The sequence below is a fragment of the Methylobacterium sp. NMS14P genome, assembly GCF_028583545.1.
Taxonomy (GTDB): domain Bacteria; phylum Pseudomonadota; class Alphaproteobacteria; order Rhizobiales; family Beijerinckiaceae; genus Methylobacterium.
In genome coordinates, this window is sequence record NZ_CP087106.1 from 5,199,540 (window position 1) to 5,214,202 (window position 14,663).

General features: G+C 73.7%; 16 protein-coding genes and 1 pseudogene. 9 read left to right on the forward strand and 8 right to left on the reverse strand.

Annotated features, from left to right (window positions below; translation table 11 throughout):
* The first annotated feature begins 87 nt into the window (after window positions 1-87).
* The 3 genes from murJ (at window position 88) to LOK46_RS24730 (ending at window position 2,976) form a co-directional block, all read left to right on the forward strand.
* Window positions 88-1,614 carry a murein biosynthesis integral membrane protein MurJ gene (gene murJ, locus LOK46_RS24720; RefSeq protein WP_273561001.1) on the forward strand — a complete coding sequence of 509 codons (1,527 nt, stop codon included), beginning with the start codon at window positions 88-90 and terminating at the stop codon, window positions 1,612-1,614.
* A 71-nt stretch (window positions 1,615-1,685) separates the two neighbouring features.
* The gene (locus LOK46_RS24725; protein WP_273561002.1) at window positions 1,686-2,363 is read left to right on the forward strand and encodes a haloacid dehalogenase type II; all 678 of its coding nucleotides are present in this window, start codon (window positions 1,686-1,688) and stop codon (window positions 2,361-2,363) included.
* Between the two features lie 256 nt (window positions 2,364-2,619).
* Entirely contained in the window at window positions 2,620-2,976 is a 357-nt protein-coding gene (locus LOK46_RS24730) for a hypothetical protein (protein ID WP_443192842.1), read from the forward strand.
* Window positions 2,977-3,030: 54 nt separating this feature from the next.
* Here the strand turns inward: LOK46_RS24730 and LOK46_RS24735 are convergent, their stop codons facing one another.
* The 3 genes from LOK46_RS24735 to tlpA all read right to left on the reverse strand — a co-directional run bounded on the left by LOK46_RS24735 (window position 3,031) and on the right by tlpA (window position 6,864).
* Entirely contained in the window at window positions 3,031-4,788 is a 1,758-nt protein-coding gene (locus LOK46_RS24735) for a carbamoyltransferase family protein (protein ID WP_273564685.1), read from the reverse strand.
* Between the two features lie 177 nt (window positions 4,789-4,965).
* The gene (gene nhaA, locus LOK46_RS24740; RefSeq protein WP_273561004.1) at window positions 4,966-6,168 is read right to left on the reverse strand and encodes a Na+/H+ antiporter NhaA; all 1,203 of its coding nucleotides are present in this window, start codon (window positions 6,166-6,168) and stop codon (window positions 4,966-4,968) included.
* 54 nt (window positions 6,169-6,222) lie between these two features.
* Window positions 6,223-6,864, reverse strand: coding sequence for a thiol:disulfide interchange protein TlpA (tlpA, locus tag LOK46_RS24745; protein WP_273561005.1), 642 nt, complete (start codon window positions 6,862-6,864; stop codon window positions 6,223-6,225).
* 42 nt (window positions 6,865-6,906) lie between these two features.
* On the opposite strand from tlpA, the gene argH reads away from it, so the two are divergent.
* From argH to LOK46_RS24765, 4 genes are all read left to right on the forward strand, one after another.
* Window positions 6,907-8,286 carry an argininosuccinate lyase gene (argH, locus tag LOK46_RS24750; protein ID WP_273561006.1) on the forward strand — a complete coding sequence of 460 codons (1,380 nt, stop codon included), beginning with the start codon at window positions 6,907-6,909 and terminating at the stop codon, window positions 8,284-8,286.
* Window positions 8,287-8,486: 200 nt separating this feature from the next.
* Complete coding sequence (locus tag LOK46_RS24755) at window positions 8,487-8,978, forward strand: AAA family ATPase (protein WP_273561007.1); 492 nt, start codon at window positions 8,487-8,489, stop codon at window positions 8,976-8,978.
* A gap of 148 nt (window positions 8,979-9,126) precedes the next feature.
* Window positions 9,127-9,408: a hypothetical protein gene (locus tag LOK46_RS24760; protein WP_273561008.1), complete on the forward strand. Its 282-nt coding sequence runs from the start codon at window positions 9,127-9,129 to the stop codon at window positions 9,406-9,408.
* Between the two features lie 108 nt (window positions 9,409-9,516).
* A complete protein-coding gene (locus tag LOK46_RS24765) occupies window positions 9,517-10,245 on the forward strand; it encodes an invasion associated locus b family protein (RefSeq protein WP_273561009.1) in 729 nt (242 codons plus the stop codon).
* A gap of 8 nt (window positions 10,246-10,253) precedes the next feature.
* Here the strand turns inward: LOK46_RS24765 and LOK46_RS24770 are convergent, their stop codons facing one another.
* Both LOK46_RS24770 and LOK46_RS24775 read right to left on the reverse strand, forming a co-directional pair.
* Window positions 10,254-10,541 (reverse strand): hypothetical protein, encoded by a 288-nt coding sequence (locus LOK46_RS24770; RefSeq protein WP_273561010.1) that lies wholly within the window; start codon window positions 10,539-10,541, stop codon window positions 10,254-10,256.
* A gap of 407 nt (window positions 10,542-10,948) precedes the next feature.
* Window positions 10,949-11,626 carry an HAD family hydrolase gene (locus LOK46_RS24775; RefSeq protein WP_273561011.1) on the reverse strand — a complete coding sequence of 226 codons (678 nt, stop codon included), beginning with the start codon at window positions 11,624-11,626 and terminating at the stop codon, window positions 10,949-10,951.
* 187 nt (window positions 11,627-11,813) lie between these two features.
* Between LOK46_RS24775 and LOK46_RS24780 the strand changes: the two genes are divergently transcribed.
* Window positions 11,814-12,134 carry a PetM family of cytochrome b6f complex subunit 7 gene (locus LOK46_RS24780; protein WP_273561012.1) on the forward strand — a complete coding sequence of 107 codons (321 nt, stop codon included), beginning with the start codon at window positions 11,814-11,816 and terminating at the stop codon, window positions 12,132-12,134.
* A 13-nt stretch (window positions 12,135-12,147) separates the two neighbouring features.
* Here LOK46_RS24780 and LOK46_RS24785 read toward each other — a convergent pair whose 3' ends face one another.
* Window positions 12,148-12,642 (reverse strand): PAS domain-containing protein, encoded by a 495-nt coding sequence (locus LOK46_RS24785; RefSeq protein WP_273561013.1) that lies wholly within the window; start codon window positions 12,640-12,642, stop codon window positions 12,148-12,150.
* 206 nt (window positions 12,643-12,848) lie between these two features.
* Here LOK46_RS24785 and LOK46_RS24790 point away from each other — a divergent pair.
* Window positions 12,849-12,926: pseudogene (locus LOK46_RS24790) on the forward strand (peptide-methionine (S)-S-oxide reductase MsrA); the annotation flags it as partial.
* 3 nt (window positions 12,927-12,929) lie between these two features.
* On the opposite strand, the gene LOK46_RS24795 reads toward LOK46_RS24790, so the two are convergent.
* Window positions 12,930-13,097, reverse strand: a complete 168-nt coding sequence (locus tag LOK46_RS24795; protein WP_273561014.1) for a hypothetical protein — start codon at window positions 13,095-13,097, stop codon at window positions 12,930-12,932.
* Window positions 13,098-13,106: 9 nt separating this feature from the next.
* Complete coding sequence (locus LOK46_RS24800; protein ID WP_273561015.1) at window positions 13,107-14,633, reverse strand: FAD-dependent monooxygenase; 1,527 nt, start codon at window positions 14,631-14,633, stop codon at window positions 13,107-13,109.
* Between the last annotated feature and the right edge of the window lie 30 nt (window positions 14,634-14,663).

The following is a 14,663-nucleotide window of genomic DNA, read 5'->3' on the forward strand; positions in this document are numbered from 1 at the left end:
GTCGCGCACCGTCGCCGGCGCCGTGTCCCGAACCCGAGTAAATCGCGTTGGAGAGAGGGGATGGCGGCCGTTCGGACGGCCCCACCCATGATCCGCTCCATCCTGTCCGTCGGCGGCTGGACCCTGGTCTCGCGCGTCACCGGCTTCGCCCGCGACGTGGTGATGGCCGCCGTCATGGGCGCCGGGCCCGTGGCCGACGCTTTCGTGGTCGCCTTCCGGCTCCCGAACCATTTCCGGGCGATCTTCGGCGAGGGCGCGTTCAACACCGCCTTCGTGCCGGCCTATGCCGGTCTCGCGGAGGCCGGCGAGCCCGGGGCGGCGCACCGCTTCGCCGACCGCGTCTTCACCCTGATGCTGATCGTGCAGCTCGTGCTGCTCAACCTCGCCCTGCCGGCCATGCCCTGGGTGGTCCACGCCCTGGCGCCGGGCTTCGCGGAGGACGGCGAGCGCTTCCAGCTCGCGGTGGCGCTGACCCGCATCACCTTCCCGTACCTGCTGTTCATGACGCTGGTGACGCTGCTGTCGGGCATCCTGAACGCCCACCGGCACTTCGCCGTGGCGGCGGGCGCCCCGGTCCTGCTCAACCTCGCCATGCTGGCGGCCTTGAGCGTGAGTTTCCTGTTCCCGAACGCGGCCTACGCCGCCGCCTGGGGCGTCGCCGTCTCGGGCGTGCTCCAGTTCGGCCTGCTGTGGTGGGGCTGCCGCCGGGTCCGCGTGATGCCGGACCTCGCGGTGCCGCGCCTCGATCCCGCGCTGAAGCGCTTCTTCGTCGTGCTCGGGCCGGCGGTGGTCGGCTCCGCCGGCTTCCAGATCGCGGCCTTCGCCGACACGATCATCGCGAGCTGGCTGCCCACCGGGGCGGTCTCGGCGCTCTACTACGCCGACCGGCTCTACCAGCTGCCCTTCGGCGTCATCGCCATCGCGGCCGGCACCGTGCTGCTGCCGGAGATGAGCCGCCGGATCGCGGCCGGCGACGTGGCGGGCGCCCACGCGGCCCAGAACCGGGCCGCGGGCTTCTCCTTGGCCCTCTCGGCGCCGTTCACTGTGGCGTTCCTGACCATCCCGGGCCTGATCATGGCAGCCCTGTTCCAGCGGGGCGCCTTCAGCGCCGAGGACGCGGCGCGGGCGGCCTCGGTGCTGGCCGCCTACGGCCTCGCCCTGCCGGCCGTCGTGCTGGTGCGCAGCGCCGTGGCGAGCTTCTACGCCCGCCAGGACACCAGGACGCCGCTCTGGGCCTCGCTGACCGCGATCGGCGTCAACGTCGCTCTGAAGCTGTGGCTCACCGGCCCCTACGGCGTCACCGGCCTGGCGCTCGCCACCGCGGTCGCCCAGTGGGTGAACCTGCTGCTGCTGCTCGTCCTGGCCAGGCGCCGGGACTGGACGGCGCCGGGGCGCACGCTCGGCCTCACCGTCGCGGGGGTGGCGCTGGCCTGCCTCGGGCTGGCGGCGGTCGCCGTCTACGGCCAGGGGCTCGTCCAGGCGCTGGTGCCGGCCCTCCCGCACGGGCGCGACCTCGTCGTCCTGGCAGTGCTGGGGCTCGTCGGGGCCCTGGTCTACGGCGGCCTGCTGGCGGGCCTGCTGCACCTGTTCGGCCTGCGCCTGCGCCGGGCCTGAGTGACCCGGCCGGACTCGCCGCCGCGCGGGTCCGGCCCCAGATCGGGCGAGAGCACCCAGTGAGGACCGCCATGACCGACGCACCGAATCCCCTCGCGGGTGTGAAGGCCGCGGTGTTCGACGCCTACGGCACGCTGTTCGACGTGAACGCCGCGGTCCAGCGCTACGCCGAGGCGGTGGGGCCGGACGCCGACCACCTCTCCGAGGTCTGGCGCAACAAGCAGCTCGAGTACAGCTGGACCCTGTCGCTGATGGGCCAGTACGCCGCCTTCTGGGACCTCACCGTGCGGGCGCTGGACTACGCCCTGGCGGTCCACCCGAACGTCGATCCCGGCCTGCGCGAGCGGCTCCTCGACGCCTACCGCGACCTCGAGGCCTACCCGGAGGTCCCGGGCGTGCTGGCGGCCCTGCGCAAGCGCGGCATCCGCACCGCCGTCCTCACCAACGGCAACGCCGCCATGGTCGACCGGGCGGTGGCCTCCGCGGGGCTGGCCGACCACCTCGACGCGGTCCTCTCGGTGGACGACGCGCAGGTGTTCAAGACCCATCCCGACGCCTACCGGATCGCCCTGACCCGGCTGGCGGTGGGGCAGGGCGACGTGCTGTTCTGCTCGTCGAACCGCTGGGACGTGGCGGGGGCGGGGGCCTTCGGGTTCCGGACCGCCTGGGTCAACCGCAGGGGCCTGCCCGACGAGTACGCCGATCTGGCGCCCACGACGGTGGTGGGGTCTCTCGACGGGCTGCTCTGAGGGGGGATCTGCGGCAGCCGCGTCCGGCGCGGGAAGTGCCCATTCCGTCCTCGCGAGCGCAGCGAAGCAATCCAGGGACACGGCTACATCCGGGCAAAGCGCGCTGCCCTGGGTTGCTTCGCTGCGCTCGCAAGGACGAAGCGGAGATCGCGCCGTCAGGGCCTCCGCCGCGGCTTATCTGGTACACGATCGAATTGGCCCACTTCGCGGATTCTTAATCCTCCCGGTGTTGGATCGTCCTCAACACGAACGGGAGATGTTTCGCGTGTCCTTGAACGGTTCCTTCACGACGATCCGCGCTGGGGCCGCAGCCCTCGCGGTCACCCTGGTGCTCGGCGCGGTCGCCCCGGCCGCCGCCCGCGACCAGACCGGTGCCATCGTCGGCGGCCTCGCGGCCGGCGTCGTCGGCGGCATGGTCGGCAGCGCCCTCGTCAACGGCGCGAACCCGCCGCCCCCGCCGCCGCCGGAGTACCGCCCGCGCCGGGTCGTGGTCGAGGAGCCAGAGACCATCGTGGTGCGCGAGCGCCGCGGCCCGATCTGCCACTACGAGCGCCGCAAGGAGTGGCTCGGCGACGGCGAGTTCACCTACCGCCGCGTCGAGGTCTGCGAGTAAATCGCGCTCGCGGGTATCGAGTTGGCGCCGCGTCCCCCCGGGGCGCGGCGCGTCTCATTTCACGACCAGCCAATCCTCGACCACGAGGGCGTCGAGGCCGGTGGTGTAGAACATCAGGATCGCGTCCTCCGCGCCGTGGAGGATCGGCTTGCCCATCACGTTGAAGCTCGTGTTGAGCAGGATCGGCACGCCGGTGATCTCCGCGAAGGCGCCGATCAGGGCCGCGTAGGCCGGGTTGCGCGCCGCCGTGACGCTCTGGAGCCGGCCGGTGCCGTCCGCGTGGACCACCGCCGGCACGCGGGCGCGGATCGCCGCGCGCCAGACCAGCGTGCGCTCCATGTAGGGGCTGTCGGCGTAATCCTCGAACCAGTCCGGCCCGGCCTCCGCCAGGATCGACGGGGCGAACGGCCGGAACGCCTCCCGGTACTTCACCTTGGCGTTGAGCGCGTCCTTGGCGCCCTCCGGCCGCGGATCGGCCAGGATCGACCGGTTGCCGAGCGCCCGGGGCCCGAACTCCGCCCGGCCCTGCACCCAGCCGACGAGGCCGCCCTCGGCCAGGATCCGCGCCGCCGCGCGGGTCGCCTCCGCGTGGCCGACGCGCCGGGCGCGGGGTTCCTGCTCGGCGAGCCGCTCCATGGCGCCGGTCGGGACCCGCGAGCCCAGATAGGGCGAGAGCGGGCGCTGCGCCGGCGGCGGCCCGGCCCAGTCCGGATGGTCCTCCGCGTAGGCGAGCCACGCCGCGCCGACCGCGTTGCCGTCGTCCGCCGGGGCCGAGGGCACGTGCAGCCGGGTGAAGCCGGACCGGCCGAGCACCCGGCCGTTGTAGGAGGAGTTCAGCCCGCAGCCCCCCGCGATCACGAGGTTCTCGGACGGCGCCAGGGCCTCGGCCTCCGCCACCAGCGCGTCCATCAGCGTCGCGAACAGGTCCTGGCCGCAGCGGGCGAGGGCGGGCCAGCCATTCTCCAGGGCATCGGCCGGGCGGCGGGCGCGGATCTCCGCGGCGACCGCCCGGATCGTCTCCGCGTCGGCGTAGCGCAGGCGGTGGCCCTCGACCGTGCAGAGCCGGCCGAGCAGGGCGGCGAGGTCCGAGTCGGGCCGGCCGTAGGGGGCGAGCCCCATGATCTTCCACTCCTCGCCCTTCACCTGATCGAAGCCGGCGAGGTCGGTGATCAGCCCGTACAGGAAGCCCAGCGAGCCGCGCCCGCGGTGGCGGCGCAGCTCCGTGATCCGGCCGCCCTCCAGGCGGTAGATCGCCGCCGCGCCGGTCTCGCCCATGCCGTCGACCACCAGGGCGGTGGCCGTCTCGAACGGGCTGCCCCAGAGGCCGTAGGCGGCGTGGCAGAGGTGGTGCGGGTAGCGCCGCTGCCCGGCGATCGTCGCCCGGGGCGCCGCGCCGGTGATCCGCGCCTCCTGGTTCAGGGCCAGCAGGGTGCCGTGGCCGGCCCGCTCCTGGGCGCCGTGGAGGTCGGCGATGAACACCCGCTCGGCCTGCTCGGGCACGTAGGAGCGGTTGAGCGCCGTGGTGTGGGCGGCGAGCGCCATCAGGTCGAAGGCCCCGGCGCCGGCCTGGCCCCGCAGGAAGTCGGTGAATTGCGGGCCCCAGGTGGAGGCGACGACGAGTTCGGAGCCCGGCGGGACGTGCGCCTTCAGCAGCGCCGCCATCGCGGACGGGGCGTCCGGCTCGCAGTTCGGCGCGCGCTTGTACTGCAGGGCGCGCTCCGCCGCCTCGGCGAAGAGCAGGGTGCCGTCGGGCCCGACTAGGGCGAGGGCCGGGTCGTGGAAGGTGGTGGCGAGGCCGAGATAGAAGCGCATGCCCACGGGGGGTAGCGCATTTTCGCGCCGGACGGAGCCCGGCACGTGGAAGAGGTGCCGTCCTTGCGCCGCCGTCATTGCGAGCGGAGCGAAGCAATCTAGACGGCGCCACGCTTCCCGATGTTCCGCTGCACTGGGTTGCTTCGCTGCGCTCGCAATGACGAAGCGCGCCGCCCGCTAGTGCGAGGTGACGCGGCGCTTCGCGACGAGGAGGATCGCCGCGCCGGCGAGTCCCGACAGGGCCGAGCCCGCGAGCACGCCGAGCTTCACGGCGGTCTCGTGCTGCGGGTCCGGGAAGGCGAGGCCGCCGATGAACAGGCTCATGGTGAAGCCGATGCCGCACAGGACCGCGACGCCGTAGACCTGCCCCCAGCCGGCCCCGGCCGGGCGCTTGGCCCATCCCAGCGCCACCGCCAGCCGCAGGCTCGCGAACACGCCGGCCTGCTTGCCGAGGAACAGGCCCGCCGCGATGCCGAGCGTCACCGGCTGGAGCAGGGCCTCGGGGGTGAGGCCGGAGAGGTCCACGCCGGCATTGGCGAAGCCGAAGACCGGCACCACCCCGTAGGTGATCCAGGGCGCGAGGGCGTGCTCCAGCCGGTGCAGGGGCGAGTGCGCGTCCTCCGGCCGGCCCGGGCTGACCCGGATCGGGATCGTGAGCGCGAGCAGCACGCCCGCGATCGTCGCGTGGATCCCGGAGCGCAGCACGAGGACCCACAGTAGGAGGCCGAGGAGCCCGTAGGCCGGAAGCCACCCGATCCCCGCCCGGTTGAGGCCGTAGAGGGCCGCCAGCACCAGCGCGGCGAGCCCCAGCATGGTGAGGTCGAGGCCGGAACTGTAGAACAGCGCGATCACCACGACGGCGCCGAGGTCGTCGACGATGGCGACCGCGCTGAGGAAGATCTTGAGGGAGACCGGCACCCGCGAGCCGAGGAGCGCCAGGACCCCCAGCGCGAAGGCGATGTCGGTGGCCGCCGGGATCGCCCAGCCCCGCAGGGTGCCGGCGCCGAGATTGGCCAGCGCGTAGAACGCGGCCGGCACCGCCATGCCGCCGAGCGCCGCGAAGCCGGGCAGGACCCGGTCGGGCCAGGTCCGCAGCCGCCCGTCGAGGGCCTCGCGCTTGATCTCCAGGCCGACCAGCAGGAAGAACCCGGCCATCAGGCCGTCGTTGATCCAGTGCTGGACGCTCATCGGGCCGAGTTCGGCGTGGAGGGCGTGCGCGTAGGTCCCGGCCGATGGGCCGTTGGCGACGACCAGCGCCAGGGCCGCCGCCGCCATCAGGATCAGCCCGCCCGCCGCCTCGCCGGCGAGCAGCGTGCGGATGATCGAGAGGGGGCGGGGCCTCCGCCTCGGAGGGGCGCGGTCAGGGGCGGGCGAGGTCATCGCGACACGCCTTGCCGCGCATCGGAGACGCGCGCAACCGCGCGGCCGCGACCGTTACGACGTCCGCTCCAGCGCCGCGCGGATCAGCGCCAGCCCGTCCGGGCTCGACCACGCGGCCGGCCCCTTCATCACCCCGATCGTGCAGCCCTGCGCGTCGACCAGCATCGTGGTCGGCAGGCCGGGCGACTGCGTGTCGCGCTGGAGGATCGGCAGCACGCGGCCGCCGGGATCGGCGTAGAAGGCGAGATCGCGGATGCCCGCCTGCTTCAGCCATTCCGCCGGCTTCTCGAGGTTGCGCGTGTCGACGTTGATGGCGACGACCTGGAAGTCGGGGCCGCCGAGCTGCGCCTGGAGCCGGTCGAGGGCCGGCATCTCGGCCTTGCAGGGCGCGCACCACGTCGCCCAGAGATTCACGAGGAGCAGCCGGCCCCTGAGGTCGGCGAGGCCGGTCTCGGCGCCGTCCGGCCCCTTGAACCGGATGTCCGGCGCGGGGCGGGCCTGCGGCGGGGCCTGCATGGCGGCGACCTCGCCCTTCGCGGCCGCGTCGACCCGGGCGAGCCCCGGCTTGGCGGCGGCGCAGGGCTGAAGGGCGCCGCCCGTGTTGCCGGGCAGGAGACCGCTCCCGTATAGGGCGAGGCCGAGGACGGCGAGCGCGGCGACGCCCGCGCCGGCCAGGATGGGCGTGCGGCCGGGCATCAGGCTCGGGCCTCGGGACGGTCAGGGCGCGGAAGGATCGACATGAGCAACCGGATGTGGGGCGGCCGCTTCGCGAGCGGCCCGGCGGAGATCATGGAGGAGATCAACGCCTCCATCGGGTTCGACAAGCGCCTCGCGCCCCAGGATATCCGCGGCTCGCTGGCGCATGTGGCGATGCTGGGCCAAGCCGGCATCCTGCCGGCGGAGGATGTGGCCGCGATCGAGGCCGGGCTCAAGTCCGTGCGCGACGAGATCGAGGGCGGCACCTTCGCGTTCAGGCGCGAGCTCGAGGACATCCACATGTCGGTGGAGAGCCGGCTGACCGAGATCGTCGGCCCGGCCGCCGGGCGCCTGCACACGGCGCGCTCGCGCAACGACCAGGTCGCCACCGACATGAAGCTCTGGGTGCGCGACACCCTCGATTCCCTCGACCAGCAGGCCGCCGACCTGCAGCGCGCCCTCAGCCAGGCGGCGCTGAAGCACGCCGACACCGTGATGCCGGGCTTCACCCATCTCCAGTCGGCCCAGCCGGTGACCTTCGGCCACCACTGCCTCGCCTATGTCGAGATGCTGGCCCGCGACCGGGGCCGGTTCCGCGACGCGCGGGCGCGGCTCAACGAGTGCCCGCTGGGCGCCGCCGCGCTGGCCGGCACGTCCTTCCCGATCGACCGGCACGCCACCGCGGCGGCCCTCGGCTTCGACCGGCCGACCGCCAACTCCCTCGATTCGGTCGCCGACCGCGACTTCGCCCTGGAGGCGCTGGCGGCGGCCTCGATCTGCGCCGTGCACCTGTCGCGCTTCGCCGAGGAGCTGGTGGTCTGGACCTCGGCCCAGTTCAACTTCGTGCGGCTGTCGGACGGGTTCACGACCGGCTCGTCGATCATGCCGCAGAAGCGCAATCCCGACGCCGCCGAGCTGGTGCGGGCCAAGAGCGGCCGGATCATCGGCGCGCTCACCGGCCTGCTCATCGTCATGAAGGGCCTGCCGCTCGCCTACTCGAAGGACATGCAGGAGGACAAGGAGGGCACGTTCGACGCCCTCCAGGCGCTGTCCCTGTGCCTCGCCGCCCTGACCGGCATGGTGAAGGATCTGGAGCCCAACGCCGAGGTGCTCAGCCAAGCCGCCGGCTCCGGCTACGCCACCGCCACCGACCTCGCCGACTGGCTGGTGCGCGAACTCGGCCTGCCGTTCCGGCAGGCGCACCACGTCACCGGCCGCCTCGTCGGCGTCGCCTCGGCCAAGGGCGTCGGGCTCGAGGCGCTGTCGCTGCCCGAGATGCAGGAGGCGGAGCCGCGGATCACCGAGGCGGTCTACGCCGTGCTCGGCGTCGCGAACTCGGTGGCGAGCCGCACCAGCTACGGCGGCACCGCGCCCGACAACGTCCGGCGCCAGGCGCAGGCCTGGATCGAGCGGCTGGGCTGAGCCGCCGCGCTCGCCCGGCGCCCCTTGGCGGCGGCGCCCGGCGGATGGCAGAGTGGGAACATGACCTTGCCGATTCACAGCGCGGGGGCCGCGATGCGCGGCCGAATTCGGAACCCGGCCTGATCCGTCAGGCCGGGCCGATCCGCCTGTGAACGTCCCGCGGCCCCCGCCGCGCCCGAGGTCTGCCTCCGAGATTCCCCATGTCCTCCCACGTCCCGACGCTGCACCTCGTGTGCGGCAAGATCGCCGCCGGCAAATCGACGCTGACCGACCGCCTGGGGCAGAGCCCCGGCACCCTCGTGGTCGCGGAGGATCCGTGGCTCGCGCGGCTCTATCCCGGTGAGCAGACCTCCCTGGCCGACTACGCGCGCAACGCGGCGCGCCTGCGCGACGCGATGGCGCCGCACCTCGTGACGCTGCTGCGCCACGGCCTGTCGGTCGTGCTGGACTTCCCGGCCAACACCGTCGCCAGCCGGGCCTGGATGCGGACCCTGTTCGAGGCGGCCGGCGTCGCCCACCGGCTCCACGTCCTCGACGTGCCCGACGCGGTCTGCAAGGCCCGCCTCCGCCTGCGGAACGCCGAGGGTGCCCATCCCTTCACGGTGACGGACGCGGAGTTCGACCTGTTCAGCCGCTACTTCGTGCCGCCGGCGCCGGAGGAAGGCTTCACCCTCGTCGTTCACCGGGCATGACGCGGGCTGCCCCACCCGCAGGACGGCGCCCGCTCATCCACAGGGCCCTTCAAAATTGTGCATTGCAACCCTCGGCCCGCCCGCGCGTTCACCGTCTGGCTAAGTCCGCTCAGCTACAAGCTTCGCCGTCTGGATCGGAGTTCGCAGGATGCCTGTCGAGAGTTGGCTGAACACGGAGGAGGTGCCGGATTTCGCGGCGCATGCCACGGCGATGATCGACGCCGCTTTGACCGGTTCGGGCCTGACGCGCGAGTCCTACTGGGCTGCCGTGCGCAAGGGCTACAACACCCCCTACAACGATCCGCCCCGCCAGCGCGCCGCGCCGGCCCAGCCGAACGTGATCGCGGTGCCCGCCGGCCCGGCGGTCGAGCCGCTGCCGGTTCCGGCCGGCCTCATCGCGGCCCTGGCGACGGAAGCCCGCGCCGTCTGATTTTCGACAGATCCGGCCTCGCCATCTTGCCGACGTTTTACGCAAGCTTCACTAATCCCGAACCCCGGTACGGCTCCTGACGGAGCCGCCCGTCGTCAGGAAGTGAAGATGGTCCGCGTCCCCCGCTCGCTCCCGGTCGGAGCTCTCGCCCTGCTCGCCTCCGGGCTGATTACCGGTCTCGTTGGGGGCGTTCTCGGCGGGACTTGCCTGGTCGCGACGGCGGCCCACGCCCAGGACGCGGCGGCGGCCCCGGATGCGGGGGGTGGCGACGCGGCCCCGTCGCGGCGCGGGCGGCGGCACGGCCGCGAGCGGAGCAAGCGCGCCGAGAAGAAGACCGCGACCCCGCCCGGGATGCAGCAGGCCACCCCGGTGGCGATCTTCGGCGACTGGAACGTGTTCGTGAACGGCGACGGCCGCAACAAGCTCTGCTACGCGATCGCGCAGCCGCAGACGCGCACGCCCAAGACCCTCAAGCGCGACACCGCCTACCTGTTCGTGAGCGTACGCAAGGGCGAGAACATCCAGAACGAGGTGGCGGTGATGCTGGGCTTCCCGTCGAAGCCCGCGGCCTCCCAGCTCAAGCCTGGCTCCGCGGCCGCGCCGAGTGACCCGAGCCTCAACCTCGGCGCCAGCCGCTACGGCCTCGTCGTGAAGGACGGCAATGCCTGGCTGCAGAACCCCGCCGAGGAGGCGCGGGTCGTCTCCGAGATGAGCGCCCGCAACCCGAAGCTGATCATCAAGACCACCTCGCTGCGCGGGAGCCCGACGAGCGACGAGTACGCGCTCGGCGGGTTCGCGGAGGCCATGAAGCGCACCCGCGACGAGTGCAGCAAGTAGCCGGCGAGTCAGGCCCGCCGCAGCGCGGGCCGGTGCGCCCGGGCGGGTGACCGGGTCCGGGCGCTCATGCGCGCGCGGGCGGCGCGGGCCGCCTGCTCGGCCGTGCGGAACACGGCGCCGTCGAGTCCGTCGAAATCGCGCGCGGACGAGAAGAACCGGACGCCGCGCCCCTCGGGGACGGCGATCCCGGCGGTGACCTCACCGATCTCGATCACCCGCGCGGGCTCGGTCGGCCCGAGGGCCGGGTCTGCGAGGTCGGGACGGTCTTCGGGCTGGTACTCTGCGAGACTGTGCATCGGATTGGGAACTCCCTGGGCCGGCTTCTCGCCGTGCCGGATCGCGGTGGCTGCTGCGGAGGGTCGACGGGGCTCAGCGTCGACAGCGCCGACGGGCGGCGGGGCAGCAGGGGGCGATCGGGAGCAGGGATCGAAGGGACGATGTGCGAGTGACCATCGGACGTCCTCCAGACTGAAGGACCGCGCGGCGCGGGGCCGGCGCAGTGCTTTAGCGTTTGATCACGCGGCGCAAGCTACGCTTCTCAAATGACCGCGGCCGGCCTTGTCGAGCGCCCGAGGGGCTCGGCCGAACCGGCATCCCTGAAAATGGGCGCGGCGCCGCGCACCGTCAACGGAACGGACTTCCGATTTTCCGGATCCGCCTGGCAGGAAGCCGGTCCCGAGCGCGCGTCCGAGAGGCGGATCGTTCAGGCCGCGGCGATCACCGCGGCGAGGTCGGAGAAGTCCGAGAAGATCCGGGCCGCCCCGGCCTCCGCGAGCCCGGCGCCCGCCGGGTCGTGCCCCCAGTGGCCGCCGCCGGTGAAGCCCGCGACCCGCATGCCGGCGCTCCGGGCCGCCGTGACCCCGGGGACGCTGTCCTCGATCACCAGGCAGGCCGCCGGAGCGACGCCCATCCGCTCGGCGGCGAACAGGAACAGGTCGGGGAAGGGCTTGCCCCGCGCCACCTGCGCCGAGGAGAAGACGCGGTCGCCGAACAGGGGGAGCAGCCCGGTCAGCGTCAGGGAGTGGCGCAGCCGCACCGGGTCGCTGCTCGACGCGACGCAGACCGGCAGGCCCACGGCGGCGACCGCCTCGGCGACGCCGCGCATCGCCCGCAGCTCGGCGTCGAACAGCGCTAGGGTCTCGGCCTTCACCGCCTCGACGAAGCCGTCGGGCGCGGTGACGCCGTAGTCGCGGGCGACGTGCGCCATGATCGAGGGCATCGCGGTGCCGGTGAAGCGCGCCCGCACGGTGGCGAAGTCGATGTCCGCGCCGATCCGGTTGAGCCCGGCCGTCAGGCAGGCGAGGCTCAGGGGCTCGCTGTCGACCAGGACGCCGTCGCAATCGAAGATCACGAGGCCGAGATTCGTCGCGCGCGCGTCCAAGGTCGACCGTTCCCGCACGGCCCGCCGCCGCCGGGCGACCCTGTGGCACGGGTCCGAAGGCCCGGCAACCGTGCGGATCGACGCTCGCGCCGGGCGCTTGCACCTTGCGGCGCGGCCCCATACTCCCGGGGCGGGCGCGCCGCTCCGGCGCCCACGGCCCGTAAGGCAAGGCTCAGAAGGCCCCGCGATGTTCCGCTTCCTGGCCCGCGTCCTGGGCTTCCTGCTGATGGCCGGCGGCTTCGTCGCGCTGGTCTACGACGGCGCCCGCTCCATCGCCAACAACGGGCTGCGGATGACGCCGCTCTCCGACGTGATCGCCACCCTGTTCAAGGACAAGGCCAGCGCCCTGCAGGGCAGCGTGGAGGGGGCGGCGCCCTGGCTCTGGCACATCCTGGGCCTGCCGCTCACCCTGGCGCCGGCCTCCCTGATCGGCCTCGGGCTCGGCGCGGTCCTGCTCTGGCTCGGCCAGCCGGGCCGGGAGCCGATCGGGTTCCTGACGAAGCCCTGACCCTCCGGGCGGCCTAGCGGGCCGCGAGCTTGGCCTCGGCCTCGGCCAGGGCGGCCTTCAGCCGCTCGATCTCGGCGGTCAGCGCGTAGTGCGCGCTGACGTCGAGCTGCGAGGCGAAGAAGTAGACCACCCGGCCCGCCTCGTCCCGTACCGGCCCGACGTAGAGGGCGTTCTGGAAGGTCGAGCCGTCCTTGCGGTAGTTGAGGACGTCGACCCGGACATCCTCCTCCCGCCGGACGGCCGCCCGGAGGCGGTCGACGGCCGCCGCCTCGGTGTCGGGCCCCTGCAGGAAGCGGCAATTCCGGCCGACCACCTCCATCCGGGTGTAGCCGGTCAGCTTCAGGAACGCGTCGTTCACGAAGACGATCGGGTTATCGTGCTGGGCCGGATCGGTGATGATCATCGGCATGCGGGTCGCCCGCACGGCGGCCGCGAAGGGGTCGCCCCGGTGCGCCCCCGCCTTGAGGTCGTCCGGCACGTGGCTCGTGGCGGTCCCGCCCGTCTCCATCCGGATCAGCCCCTCATAGCGCCGCGCAGGGCCGCCATCCGGCCCCCGCCTCTCGGGGCAACAAGCCGGAATTTGCCCGCGAGGTCCAGTCTCTCGCGGCGCGGTTCGCGGAGGCCTGCCACCAGCAGTCCCCGGCCGAGAACCCGGCCAGGAACCCGGCCGAGAACCCGGCCAGGAACCCGGCCAGGAACCCGGCCAGGAACCCGGCCAGGAACCCGGCCGGCTGTTGCGGCCTGGGCGGCACCGGCGTCAGCGGCCCGGTGGGAACCGGCGTCGCCGCCTGAGCCTCACGGGCTCCGGCTGTCGGGCCGCGTCTGCGGGCTCGGCACCGGGGCGCCGGCGGCGCTGCCCCGCAGGGGCGGCGTGCTGTTCGGGCTGCGCAGCACGATCAGGACGCTGCCGAGGACCGAGAGCGCGAGGGCGGTCGCGAGGAGGATGAAGAGCCAGCGGGGCATCCGGGGCCGTTAGCACATCGGAGCCGGCGCGCCGAGCGGCGCGCACGGCGGCGGACCGAACCAGCGGCCCACCGCCTCCCGCAGGCCGTCGAGGGCGTGCGCCGCCCCCGTCCAGGCGATGCAGCCGTCGGGACGGACCAGCATCGAGGGCCCCTCCGGGACCGCGACGCAGGTCACCCGCTCCGTGGCCGCGGCGACCATCCGGGAGGCCGCGCCGTCGGCGCTGCCGTCGACCAGGAGGCCCCGTCCGTCCTGCATCGCGCCGTAGAGCGTCGCGCCGCCGGGGCCGAGCGGCCCGTCGCCGGCCAGCCGGCCGACCGCGTCCTCGGCCGAGCCGAGATCGTACCGGGCGCTCAGGCCGCGCATCAGGCCGCCGAGGATCCGGCTGACCTCGTCGCTCTCCAGGAGCCGCGCCATCAGGTCGCGCAGCGCGCCCGATTGCGGATCGGGCCGCAGGATCGCCGCCTGGGCGCGGGTGTTGGCCGTGACGGCCTCGGCCACCGGGCGCCGCTCGGCCGTGTAGGTGTCGAGCAGGCTCTCGGGCATCTCCCCGCGCAGCACGGCGGCGAGCTTCCAGCCGAGATTGGCGGCGTCGCCCAGGCCGAGGCTCAGGCCCTGGCCGCCGAAGGGCGCGTGGACGTGCGCCGCGTCGCCAGCGAGCAGCACGCGGCCCCGGCGGTAGGTGTCGACGAGGCGCGTGTTGTCGGCCCACCGGTTCGCGACCTCGACCCGGGCGACGCGGACATCCGTGCCGCTGACCCGGCGCAGCACGGTCTCGATCTCGTCGCGGGTGACGGGCGCCTGCCGGTCGGCCGGCGGGCCGCTGAAATCCAGCATGAACAGGCGGCGCGGGAACGGCCCGTTTCCGTAGACGCCCCCCGGTCCGCGGTGCCAGCCGACCGGCAGCGCGCCGGCGGGATCGTCGAGATCGGCGATCGCCTGGTACATGGTCAGCGTCGGCGGCGTGCCGGGGAACGCGAAGCCGGCCATCTTGCGGACCGCGCTGCGGCCGCCGTCGCAGCCGACGAGATAGGCGCAGCGGACGCGCGCGTCGCCCGTCGGCGCGGTCCAGGCCACCTCGACCCCGTCGGCCGCCTCCGCGAAGCCCGTGAGCGTGCAGCCGCGGCGCAGGTCGATCCCGAGCGCCGCGGCGCGGTCGAGCAGCATGGCTTCGAGGCTCTGCTGATCGACCGCGCGCATGCGCCGGTCCGGTTCCGCCTGGGGGTCGCGGCGGATGAACAGGAAGCCGAAATGGCCGCTGACCTTCGCCCCGCGCGGGCCGCCGCCGATCTGACCCGGCAAGCGGTCCATCGCCGCGAGGCTCCGCGCCTCGGCGGCCTCGATCGCCGCGCCCATCCCCCGCCGCTGCAGCGCCTCGACGCCCAGTGGGCCGATCCCCAGCGCCTTGATGGTAGTGCTCGGCGCGGTGAGGCGCTCCAGCACCCGGACGCGCGCGCCCCCGAGGGTCAGCTCGATGGCGGTGAGGAGCCCGACCGGCCCGGCTCCGGCCACGACGACGTCGATCGGCTCTTTCATGGACTCGATCCATTTATGGACTCAGTCCAT

Excerpts from the sequence above, each read along its gene's own strand:
- LOK46_RS24770 (WP_273561010.1), bottom strand. The coding sequence starts at position 10,541 with ATGCACAGTCTCGCAGAGTACCAGCCCGAAGACCGTCCCGACCTCGCA.
- LOK46_RS24785 (WP_273561013.1), bottom strand. The coding sequence starts at position 12,642 with ATGGAGACGGGCGGGACCGCCACGAGCCACGTGCCGGACGACCTCAAG.
- LOK46_RS24780 (WP_273561012.1), top strand. The coding sequence starts at position 11,814 with ATGTTCCGCTTCCTGGCCCGCGTCCTGGGCTTCCTGCTGATGGCCGGC.
- LOK46_RS24765 (WP_273561009.1), top strand. The coding sequence starts at position 9,517 with ATGGTCCGCGTCCCCCGCTCGCTCCCGGTCGGAGCTCTCGCCCTGCTC.
- murJ (WP_273561001.1), top strand. The coding sequence starts at position 88 with ATGATCCGCTCCATCCTGTCCGTCGGCGGCTGGACCCTGGTCTCGCGC.
- LOK46_RS24800 (WP_273561015.1), bottom strand. The coding sequence starts at position 14,633 with ATGAAAGAGCCGATCGACGTCGTCGTGGCCGGAGCCGGGCCGGTCGGG.
- LOK46_RS24725 (WP_273561002.1), top strand. The coding sequence starts at position 1,686 with ATGACCGACGCACCGAATCCCCTCGCGGGTGTGAAGGCCGCGGTGTTC.
- nhaA (WP_273561004.1), bottom strand. The coding sequence starts at position 6,168 with ATGACCTCGCCCGCCCCTGACCGCGCCCCTCCGAGGCGGAGGCCCCGC.
- LOK46_RS24760 (WP_273561008.1), top strand. The coding sequence starts at position 9,127 with ATGCCTGTCGAGAGTTGGCTGAACACGGAGGAGGTGCCGGATTTCGCG.
- argH (WP_273561006.1), top strand. The coding sequence starts at position 6,907 with ATGAGCAACCGGATGTGGGGCGGCCGCTTCGCGAGCGGCCCGGCGGAG.
- LOK46_RS24795 (WP_273561014.1), bottom strand. The coding sequence starts at position 13,097 with ATGCCCCGCTGGCTCTTCATCCTCCTCGCGACCGCCCTCGCGCTCTCG.
- LOK46_RS24755 (WP_273561007.1), top strand. The coding sequence starts at position 8,487 with ATGTCCTCCCACGTCCCGACGCTGCACCTCGTGTGCGGCAAGATCGCC.
- tlpA (WP_273561005.1), bottom strand. The coding sequence starts at position 6,864 with ATGCCCGGCCGCACGCCCATCCTGGCCGGCGCGGGCGTCGCCGCGCTC.
- LOK46_RS24735 (WP_273564685.1), bottom strand. The coding sequence starts at position 4,788 with ATGCGCTTCTATCTCGGCCTCGCCACCACCTTCCACGACCCGGCCCTC.
- LOK46_RS24730 (WP_443192842.1), top strand. The coding sequence starts at position 2,620 with ATGTTTCGCGTGTCCTTGAACGGTTCCTTCACGACGATCCGCGCTGGG.